Consider the following 10,194-nt stretch of genomic DNA (forward strand, 5'->3'; position numbering starts at 1 on the left):
TTTCCGGATCAGTGCGGATATGGTAGCGGAAGGTGGCTGGGCCACGGAATGTGAGTATCATTGACCGCCGCCTCATCAAAGAAATCACTGTTCGGGTTTCCGATTTTCCTGTGGTAGAGCTGGCCCGCCTCGTCCTGGTATTGATTCCCGATCTGGATGCGGTAGATAGGTCCACTGCTGGCGTTGGGGCCAGCGTGTGGGCCGAGGTCGGCCTCGTGGACGCGCAAACGCGCCGTCAGCCCTGTGACAGGGTCCTTCCAGCTCCACTTGATGCCGTGCTCGACACCACCGGGGATCGGCCTCCACGCTTCCTGCACAGCGTCCTTCGGAAGGATGCTCAGCGGGTCTGCACCCCCACGGAGGTCCCAGCCTCCACCCGGGATCCGGGGCGGACAGGGACTGAGCCCGAGCGGGTCGCTCCACGTGTGTGGGTTGTGGACGTACGTGACCGGGTTGTCGGCGGGGCCGAGGCCGAGGGGGTCCTGGCTGAGGTAGCGGGCTGATTCGGGGTCGTAGTAGCGGAAGTAGTTGTAGTGGAGGCCCGATTCGGGGTCGAAGTGCTGGCCTGGGAAGCGGATGGGGGTGTATGTCGTGGCGTCGCGGTTCCACGTCGTCGTGCCCCAGAGGGTGGTGCGGGTTCGCCAAGCCAGCTCACCAGACTCGTCGACGAGTTCCGTCGGGGTGCCGATCAGGTCGGTGATGATGGCGAAGAAGCGTTCGTCGTCCGTGTCCGTGCGGCGTTCCGTCTGGGACAGGGGCCGCTGGCCCGCGTGGTCCCAGGTCAGGACGACGTTCGCGGTCGTCTGCTCGCAGAGGGTCGTGCCGTCCCAGGTGAAGTGGACGGTCTCGGAGGGGCACTGCTTGGATATTCGTCGACCCAGGGGGTCGTACGCGTACTGCCAGAGCGTGCCGTCCGGTGTCGTCACCGCGGTGAGACGGTCCTCCGCGTCCCACTCGTAGCGCCAGGTGTCGGGCTTCCGGGACAGCCGGGTCCTCTGGCGCAGCACGACCCGGCCCTGGCCGTCGTGTTCGTAGCGGACTGCACCCGCGCTGGCGATCCGAGTGCCCTCGTAGGTGCGGGCACCCGTCGCGGAGTGCGACGGGTGGGTCGCCGGCCACGAGGCTTCCGTCTGGTTTCCGGCGTCGTCGTACGCGTACCGCTCGGTCCATCCGTGCGCGTGGACGGCCGTAACGCGACCGGCCGAGTCCACGTCGAAACCGCGGGCACCGGACAGTGCGTCGCTGACGCCGACGAGACCGCCACCCGCGCCGTAGGCGTAGGCACGGTGCTGGAGGCGGCTGCCCCCGGATGTGATGGTCTGGGCCTTCAGCCGGTTCATCTCGTCGAAAGACGACGTCAGCGCCACGAAGTCGGATACGGTGCGCCCCACCTCACGGCCCAGGGCGTCGAAGGAGAAGGAGATGTCGCGCCCGGACGTGGTGAGCTTCGTCCTGCGGCCCGCGGCGTCGTACGACCATTCGCTGACCGCACCGCCGGGCGTCGTCCTTCCCACCCTGCGGCCCAGTTCGTCATATTTGTATGTCAGCGTCCGGCCGTTGACCGTCTCGGACTGCAGGTGGCCGTAGCGGTCTCGCAGGCGTTCCAGTTCGGCGTCCGGGCTGGTGGCCACCGCGAGTTCGTCGAAGATGTCGTATTCGAAGGTCGTGGCCCCGGTGCCTTCGACCTCTTTGCGGATCACCTGGCCGAGCGCGTTGTGCGTGAAGTCGATGCGCTGGCCCAGGCCGTTCGCCCGGGAGACAAGACGGCCCGAAGGGTCGTAGTCGTAGCTCAGCGCCCGGCCGTCGAAGTCCGTCTCCGTGACCAGCCGGCCTGCCGCGTCGTAGGTGTATTCCCAGGTCAGGCCCTGGGGGTTGGTCACGCGCGTGAGCCGCAGGTTGGTGTCGTAGGAGAACTCGTGGCGGATACCGTCTGGGGCCGTGCGGGCCGTCAGCAGGTCGAAGTCCGTGTACGCGAAGCGGGTCGTGCCACCCGTCGAGTCGGTGTGGCTGAGGCAATTGCCCTCGCCGTCGTACGTCCAGGACTCCACCGTGCCGTCGGGTGCGGTGCGCCGCGACGGCCAGCCCTCTACCGTCCACTCCGTGTGTGTCTGCGCGCCGAGGGCGTCGACGACCTGGACCCTACGGCCGAAGCCGTCGTGTTCGTATCGGGTCGTGGCACCCGACGGATCGGTGACCTCGACGGGCAGACCCCGGGGGTCCAGGACCAGTCGGGTGATGGACCCGAGAGGATCGGTCACCGCGGTGAGCCGGCCGGCCGCGTTGTAGGCGAACTGCGTCGTCGCCCCCGAGGGGTCGGTCACCGAGGTGCGGTTTCCGCGCTCGTCGAAGGTCTGGCGCGTGACGTTTCCATCGGTCCCGACGATGCGTATCGGCATTCCGTTGTCGTCGTATTCGGCGCGTGCCTGCCGTCCGTCCGGGCGTTCCAGCACTGTCATACGGCCGCGCTCGTCATGGGTGAAGCGGCTGATGTGGCCCAGCGGATCCGTTCGCGACAGCAGTCGGTTGTGGCGGTCGTACTCGAACTGGGTGACCGCTCCTAGGGGGTCGAGTTCGGCGACGATCTGGGAACGCTCGTTGACCATGAAGCGCTTCGTGTGGCCGAGGCCATCGGTGGTGGAAGTCATACGCAGGCCGGTCGCAGGGTCCGTCTCGTCCCAGGTGAATCGGGATTCGACGTGGCCGTTGGTGCCGGTCTGGTAGGTGCAGCGGTCCTGGTCGTCGTAGACGTAGTCGTAGCGGCTACCGTTGGTGTCGGTCCACGCGGTGATGCGGCCGTGTTCATCGCAGTCGAAACGCAGCGGGCGGCCGGAGGAGTTGGTGACCTCGGTCAGGTGGCCGTCGGTGTAGCCGTAGCGGAGGATCTCCTGGTCGGAACCGTCCGCAGCCGCTCCCGCGAGGTGGAGGGCCGTCACTCGGCCGTCACTCGTGGTGAGCTTCAGGTGGTAGCCACCATGGTGGACGATCGCGGTCGGCGCGCCCGCTTCGTCGTGTTCGAAGCTGATCGAGCGGCCGTTGCGGTCCTCGATCTGGGCCAGGAGCGCGAGCTCGTCGCTGTGATCGACGAAGCGCCAGACCCTACCGGTGTCTGGATCGGTGAGGGTGTAGCCGTCTTGGACCCGGTCCAGCGGCCACCGTCGGCCGTGTGTGGGCATGACCGGGACGCCGGGGGCCGGGTGAGGGTACGCCAACAGACTGCCCTCGTCGCAGCTGAAAACCACGCCTTCGGTGTCGATCTCCAGCCGCTGGTCCACCGTGCTCGACCAGGCCGGACCGAACCAGCGGCCCGAACGGTGCGAGGAGTCGAAAGTACGCTGGAACACGAGGGGAAGTGATCCGGGAAGTGTGATGTCCGTCTGCGGCAGCAGCATACGGCCGGTCGCCATGTCCACCGGGTCGCCGTGGCAGACGTTGTCGCGACACTTGTTGCTGTTGTGGTTCGGATCCTTCTCGTGATCCCCGCGGCTGCCGCCCGGCTTCGTGTCGTCCAGGTGCTTCGCCTCTGAGCCGAACCGTTTCCCGGCGCCCATGCCCTTGCCGCCGAGGAAGTCCGGGATCATCCTGCCGACGCCCTCGTTCGAGTCCTTCATGAACTCGTCGAGCATCTGCATGCCCGCGCCCCATGGGTCGTTGGCCATGGTGATCAGGCCCATGGCCGTCGAGTTCAGGTTTGTCCGGTACTCGGCGGGATGCGTGATGTTGTAGAGGTCAAGCGGGTTGATCCCGCGGGCGAAGTTGAGTGTGCCTGCCGTGCCCTTGAGGACACCGCCCACGAGGTGTGTCTTTGCGAGGTCGAAGTAGTCCAGGCCGTCGCTGAGCTGCTCCGCGTACGAGGGCTTCTTCGGGGCTTTGTCGCGGGCCGCACAGACGGCTGTACGGGTCGTCTCGGCGACCTCGTCGCGCTGCTTGCGGGCGCTGGCGAGTTTATCCCTGGCCGCGGCGATCAGAGGCTTGCCGGGGTCGACGAAGTCCTCCGGGTCGACCGGCCTCGGCGGCAGATGGTCCTTCTTCGCCTTCACCGCATCGCGGTAGGCATCGGCCTGCTTGCTGTAGGCGTCGCGAGCGTCGGTCGAAACCTTCTGCGCGTGGGTGTAGTCCTCTAGGGCCTCCTTCGCCTGCCCCTGCGCCCACTCCACCGTCTCGGCGAAACGGCCCATCGCGTCGGCGGCCTTGCCGAAGGCCTCCGCGGCCTCGAACCAGCGCGGCGGCTCCTTGGCCACCGCCGTCCGGAAGGCTTCCGCCGACTTGCCCTTGAGGCCGTCGGGCTCCCCGATGCCCTTCAGACCGTTGCCGACCTGCTCGAAGGAAGCCTTGAAGTCGTTCAAATGTGAGACCTGGGCGCGTATCTTGGCCACACTGCCGTAGACCAGCTTCTTCGGATCCTCGGTCTGGCCGAGCTCGAGTTCCCCCACGTCCGCGCCGAGCCGGTTGGCGGCGGAGCGGCTCTTGTCCCGGATCCAGTCGCCGGCATCGTCGAGGCCTACTTTCTCCGCCACGCCGGCCGTCTTGTTGCCGCCCCACTCGATGGCGTCGCCGGTCGCCTCGACGAAATCCTCGGCCAAATCCTCGGCCGAGTCGGGTATGTAATCGCGCCAGCCCATCAGTTACCGCCCCCGTTACCGTCCACCTGGTCCAACAGATCCCTCAAGGAACGCACCCTGCCGGTGGAGGTCACCGTGTCCTTGGTTTCCGACCAGGTCTTCCTCATGTCCTGATCGCCCTTCTCGAAGGACTCGGCGCTGTAGTCCGGCTTGTAGACGTCCCACCGGAAGAGGTCACCCCAGGCCTTCTTCTCGATCTCGTCCTCACTGGCATAGGGATTGCCGTACGCGGAGTTCACGACCACCTTGAAGGCACCCTGCGTGTACTGGTCCTCCTCCCAGACCGTGCCCGCGGCGATCCCGAGGGACTGGGCGAGAGTGCTCGCATCCTGTACGAGGCTGCGCACACCCCACTCCCAGCGCTCGCAGAAGTCCTCGAAGTCGGTGGCCAGCCCCGCGTGCCCGGCTTCCATCCCCGTCATCGACAGGTCGCTGAAACCCGCGCCCTGCGCAGCGCCCGCCGCGTCCGACGACTCACGCAGCTCCGAGATCGCCGCACGCAAACCGTCCTGGATGCTCTTGACCGCTGCCGGCGAGACCTCAAGGTCCCCGTCGCCCGCCATCAGGCCACCACCACTGCGTCAACAGCGCACGCATCGGGGACGATCCCCACAACCGGCGGGAAAAACATCGAACCGGCCTCGTCGGCGACGTCGACGGCTATGCCCGCAGGGCCGTCAACCATCGGGACCACGGCATCAACGAGTCGCGCGCCCAGGATGGAGAGGTATGTCCACTCCCGGTCGGCGTCGCCACGCGCCTCGGCAAACCGGGCCAACGCCTCCTCGTCCGTGAACGCGTACAGCCAGCGAATACCGCCCCGGACAGCGGACATCAGGCCACCATGGGAACCGGCAGAGGCAGCGGAACCTTCCGCAGGAGCAACGAGAGGCACGAGCAACACAGCCCGCCGGAACTCACCCATCAACCGCGCCGGATCACCCTTGCCATCCCGAACGGCTGCTATCTCCCCAGTCAATTCCATGATCCTCATCCCCCAAGTGCTGCTCAGCGCCCTACAAGAAACCCTAACTTGGGTGTTTGCTCCGCCTTCAGGGGGATCTCTGCCATGTTCCCGACAGCAGGCTGAATATCAGTCAGCAGTCCACGCCGCCGTACCCGGCGTAGCCCGCGCCCCGCCGCACCCTGTGAGGACCGACCGGCCAGAGCGCCGCCCCGCAGCCCAGGCCACCGTGCGCCCTACGGTCGGGTCAGGTGGCCCCGAACCGAAGGACGTACAGCTCACCCGTGCTGATAGGCCGCGCGTCGGTAAACCGGGCAGTGCGCGATGACAGCACCACCGAGCGGTAGAGCGGCCGTGCAGCTCCGTGCCGCCGGGGCTGAGCCGACGCGTGACATCGCAGGCACCCTTGGCGGGCAGGAGCCATCCGAACCACACCCTCAGCTGTCGGACGGACTCAGGCCCCCGGCTCACCGCGCAACCAGGTGGGGAACGCGAGCCGCCCTAAGCAATTTTGACGAATTCTCATCGCCCTGTCGTCGCCACCCAGTGCGGGCATGCTGGTCCTCGGCGACCACTGCGCTGGAGCACCCCGGTGGGCGCCGCGACCGTGCTGGCGGGCGACGCCCTCCCCCAGACCTGCCCGACACAAGGAAGGCTGCTAACCTCCGGGCGATCATCACACCACTCGGAAGCACCTTGAGCACAGCTCTCGTCCTGCTGATCGTCGGACTAACGCTCTTCGCCGCGGGCAGCTGGGTTGCGCTGAACATCCGCGGTGCCGCCGCCTCGCTGGAACGCCGGGCGGCGGCCAACGCCGAACTCGCGATGCATGCCCGGGGGGATCTGGGTCCGCCCAGGCGGGTGGCGTCCGCCGGGTCCTACCGGCTCGTGGGCACCTTGATCGCTCTGTGCGGGATCGTCTTCACCCTGGGCGGCCTGCTCGAGTCCCTCTGACGGGTCCAGGCTCCCGGATTGCCGGCACGACCGCGGCTCGGCACGAGCCCCGTCAGTCGTACCGCCCGCCAGCCACACCCGGCCGAACCACCATGGCACGCCAGCACGTGCGGTGCCCCTCGCCCCACTCGGCGCACGCTGTCACCTCCTCTCCCTCAGCAAGGTGGCCGGGGCGGGCAGAGCCGCCCCTATCCGGCCCTCCGCCCGTTCTACTGGACCCGGAGATAATTCCCGATTGCCTTGACGGCCTCAACAATGACTGCGGGGCCGACTGCGCCCTCTGTTAGGGGGCCTGCGTCTGCCCGGGTGGTGTGGGTGGTGGCGGATGGTACTGACCATTGGCCGTCCGGATATCGTGTCGCGCCGCGGACGGGGCTGATCAGCCCGGGCGCGGAGGTCGATGCGATGTGATGCTGTCGAGGACGCCGAAGTCGGCTGCGCCTTGCCAGGATTGATCTCCTGGCAAGGCGCTCGCGGTCACCGCTGTTCGTCCCGGCTATCCGATGGTCAGGAAGGCGTTCCAGCCGTCCTCGTCACGACCGGTGGGGTTCCCGATGGTGTTGGTTCCGCCCTGGAAAAGCCATTGGTTTCCGTTGTCTCCAACGGCCCAGATGTCGGGGACGCCGTCACCGTTGGCGTCGGGAGTGCCGAGGATCTTGGGGTAGGCGGCTCTGCCCCAGCCGGTGGTGCCGTAGGTGTAGTCCTGGCCTCCTTCAGAGTCGGCAGAGGAGGCAATGGACTTGAGGTCCACTCCGCCGTTGGCGCCAGGCTTGCCCTTGCGGAGGAGGAGGCCGCGGCTGGCGTTGGCGTTGTCGCGGAAGAGGAGGTCGGGGACCTTGTCGCCGGTGACGTCTCGGACTCCGATGAGGTCACGCGGCGTCCAGACCACACTGGCCAGCTTCTTGTAGGAGGTGAAGCTGGCTCCGGTGTAGCCGGAGAGGATCCAGAAGCCGCCGTCGGTGTCGAGGGCGAACATGTCGGCGAACCCGTCACCGTCGGTGTCTTCGCTGACGACGATCTGCCGGAATGTGGCTGGGTTGGGTGCGCCTGTCGGCAGCAGGATCTCCATGCGGCGGTCGACGTCGAACTGGCCTGTGCCGAGGCCTGGGTAGGCGTACAGCTTGCCGTCGGGCATGCGTGCGATGAGGTCGGTCAGTCCGTCGCCGGGGAACCAGTCGGTGGAGTGGCCGATGAGTGCGGGCGGCTTGCCGTTCTCGGACTTCCAGTAGCCGTTGATGGGCACGCCGTTGTGGACGGCGCCGAGGATGTAGTGGTCGGTGTCGCCGACCTGGTCGCCGCCGTAGGTGAGGAGGTTTCCATCTGCGTTGATGGCCAGGATGTCGGGGTATCCGTCACCGGTGACGTCGCCTGGCTTGTCCTGGCCCGGTCGTGGCTTGACGAGGAACTTGTAGAGGGTCGGATTGGAGATGTTGCCGAACTTGCTGACAGTGCGGGCGTAGATGATGTTCGGTCCGGCCGTGTCCACCTGGATGGATGGCTGGGCCTCGCCGGTCGCGTCCGGGACGACTTTCTGGTCGAAGACCGGCCGGTTCAGGCTCCACTGGTACTCGCGGATGTCCTCAGGCTTGGCGCCGTTGCCCTTGAACGTGATCGTCTGCCCCGGCGTACTGGCCGGCTGCACGCTCCACTCGGTGTAGTCGTCGCCGTGTGGGGGAAAGGCGGTGGAGCTGACTGCTGGGTTCTGCGGGACAGTGTGGCTGACGGTGAAGGTGCACCAGCCGCCGCCTCCGGAGTCACGTGGCCCGCTGCCGGGCGCCCCCCAGCCGTCCTTGTCTCTGGCACGGGCGAGCCAGTAGTACGTCTGCCCGTCGGTGAAGGTGTCCATTGGTACTTCTGCGGTGACGACGCCTTCGCTGTTGACCGGGAACCACTGGTCGTAGACCGGCGGTCCGCCGGCCGCATTCCATACCTCGATCTGGAGCTGGTCGAGGTTCTGTTGGCCGGGGAGATCGTCGCGGTCGGTGCCCTTGACCTGGAAGGTCACGTTCGTCTTGCCGATGCTGGTGCCTGAGCCGCTGGTCAGGCACGGGCCACCGGGGAAGGTCTGCATGTTCGCCGCGATCGGGGTGTCCGGTGGGGTGTGGTAGACGACCTCGATGTAGGGGGCGGTCTCGCCGTTGGCGATGAACTTCTTCCAGTAGTACGGATCCGACTCGTTGGGGGCGGCGAAGCCGAGGGACAGTGCTCCCCAGCCGCTGTTGGCGGCGTCGGTGACGAGGCCCTTGATGTCGGGTGCGATCCAGTTGTCGGGGCACGAGCTGTTGTAGCCGTATCCCGCGTACTCCGACGCGACCACTCTGCCCCAGTGGGCCGCGTCGTTGGTGCTGTTCCAGGTGCTCGACGACGTGATGTACGGGGTCGAGAAGATCAGCATCTGTTTGCGGTCGCACGACCACGAATACGTCTGCAGGGCCCGGACGACGGCCGAGTCGATCCCGACTCCATGCAGTTGGCTGCCGAAGTCGAAGTTGAAGATGGAGCGGGAGGTGCCTCCGGTCGTGGACTCGTAGCCGACGCGGGCTTCGTTCGTGCCGCTCGCGTTGTAGTTCTGCCCGTTGTAGAAGCTTGAGTTGCCCTCTGTCTTGTAGAGCAGGGTCCAGGCGTGCTTGCGCCCCTTGAACGAGGGGTCGATGAACACCGGGTACACCGTCTCCGCAGCGTTCAGCAAGGACACGTCGGGGGTGATGGAGAGGGTGTTGTCGGTGAGGGCCGCTGTGGCGGGTTTCAGGCGTGCGCCTTCCGCGCCGGCGAGGCCGGGCAGTGCCAGTGTCGGGTGCTGCTTCGCGGTATCGGTCGGTTTCCAGGCCGGCTCGTTGTCGGTGGTGGCGACCTTGCCGCTGGAGTCCCACATCATCGGGGTGGGCGAACCGGCGACTTCCTCGTTCTCGCCGTCGCGGGCGCTGACCGCACTGGACTTGGTGTCCAGTTGGAAGGTGAGGTCGGGTGAGGCGAGGCGGTACTTCAGCTGTTCGAGGAGCGGATCGGCTGCCACCTGCTTGTCCTTGACGACTAGCAGGTGTGAGTAACCGCCGTCCTGTGCGGTCATCAGCAGGTCGATGCCGGGGCGGACGTTCTCGTAGAGGGCGCGCGGGCCGTCGACGACGGGCGGTGGCAGGGTGCCGGGCCAGCTGACGACCAGGTCGTGACCGTCGGTGTTCAGTCGGACCAGTTCAGTCCATTCTTCCGTGGGGGCGTCCTGCCTCAGTGACACCCTATTTACGCCACGTGTAACGCGTTCCTGGCTGCCTGCACGTTGCGAACCTGCGCTGAACACCACGCGACCGTTGACCGCTTTGGCCGCATAGCCGTCTTTGACGCGTTCCAGGGTGGTGTCAATAGGCTTCCACCGACCGTCCACCTTGGCTCGAAAGGCTGAGCTGAAGATTTGCTTTCGGAAGGTGCCGTCAGGCAGGGCGTAGGTGGTGGTGTTCGCGCTGCGCTCTGCGGTGGCTTCCACCTCCTTGCCGGTCTTCTCTGCTGCACGCCTCGCTTCGTTAGCGGCGACGGGTACGTCTCTGTCTGGCTGGACCTGCGGTTTCGCGCTCCCGGTGACGTGGACGCCGACGGGTATCGCGACTGCTGCGGCCAGCAGAGCGGCGAGGCCGCCCAGGGCTCGGCGACGTCTGAACCACGGAC

At 66.8% G+C, this 10,194-nt stretch carries 5 protein-coding genes; 1 reads left to right on the forward strand and 4 read right to left on the reverse strand.

What is annotated here, in order from left to right:
- Nucleotides 1–8: 8 nt before the first annotated feature.
- From OG386_RS00150 to OG386_RS00160, 3 genes are read right to left on the reverse strand one after another with little or no spacing between them, the layout of a single operon-like run.
- Nucleotides 9–4,619 (reverse strand): putative T7SS-secreted protein, encoded by a 4,611-nt coding sequence (locus OG386_RS00150; protein ID WP_328786146.1) that lies wholly within the window; start codon nucleotides 4,617–4,619, stop codon nucleotides 9–11.
- On the reverse strand, nucleotides 4,619–5,182 hold the full coding sequence (locus OG386_RS00155; RefSeq protein ID WP_328786147.1) for a hypothetical protein: 564 nt from the start codon (nucleotides 5,180–5,182) through the stop codon (nucleotides 4,619–4,621). Before OG386_RS00155 ends, OG386_RS00150 begins: the two co-directional genes overlap by 1 nt.
- The gene (locus OG386_RS00160) at nucleotides 5,182–5,604 is read right to left on the reverse strand and encodes an SseB family protein (protein WP_328793111.1); all 423 of its coding nucleotides are present in this window, start codon (nucleotides 5,602–5,604) and stop codon (nucleotides 5,182–5,184) included. The genes OG386_RS00155 and OG386_RS00160 overlap by 1 nt, the downstream gene beginning before the upstream one ends.
- 675 nt (nucleotides 5,605–6,279) lie before the next feature.
- Between OG386_RS00160 and OG386_RS00165 the strand changes: the two genes are divergently transcribed.
- Nucleotides 6,280–6,537 (forward strand): hypothetical protein, encoded by a 258-nt coding sequence (locus OG386_RS00165; protein ID WP_328786148.1) that lies wholly within the window; start codon nucleotides 6,280–6,282, stop codon nucleotides 6,535–6,537.
- Nucleotides 6,538–7,033: 496 nt separating this feature from the next.
- Here the strand turns inward: OG386_RS00165 and OG386_RS00170 are convergent, their stop codons facing one another.
- Nucleotides 7,034–9,769 carry a DNRLRE domain-containing protein gene (locus tag OG386_RS00170; RefSeq protein ID WP_328786149.1) on the reverse strand — a complete coding sequence of 912 codons (2,736 nt, stop codon included), beginning with the start codon at nucleotides 9,767–9,769 and terminating at the stop codon, nucleotides 7,034–7,036.
- Nucleotides 9,770–10,194 lie beyond the last annotated feature (425 nt).

Origin of the sequence: Streptomyces sp. NBC_00273, assembly GCF_036178145.1 — a bacterium.
GTDB lineage: Bacteria > Actinomycetota > Actinomycetes > Streptomycetales > Streptomycetaceae > Streptomyces.

Excerpts from the sequence above, each read along its gene's own strand:
- OG386_RS00150 (WP_328786146.1), bottom strand. The coding sequence starts at position 4,619 with ATGGGCTGGCGCGATTACATACCCGACTCGGCCGAGGATTTGGCCGAG.
- OG386_RS00155 (WP_328786147.1), bottom strand. The coding sequence starts at position 5,182 with ATGGCGGGCGACGGGGACCTTGAGGTCTCGCCGGCAGCGGTCAAGAGC.
- OG386_RS00160 (WP_328793111.1), bottom strand. The coding sequence starts at position 5,604 with ATGGAATTGACTGGGGAGATAGCAGCCGTTCGGGATGGCAAGGGTGAT.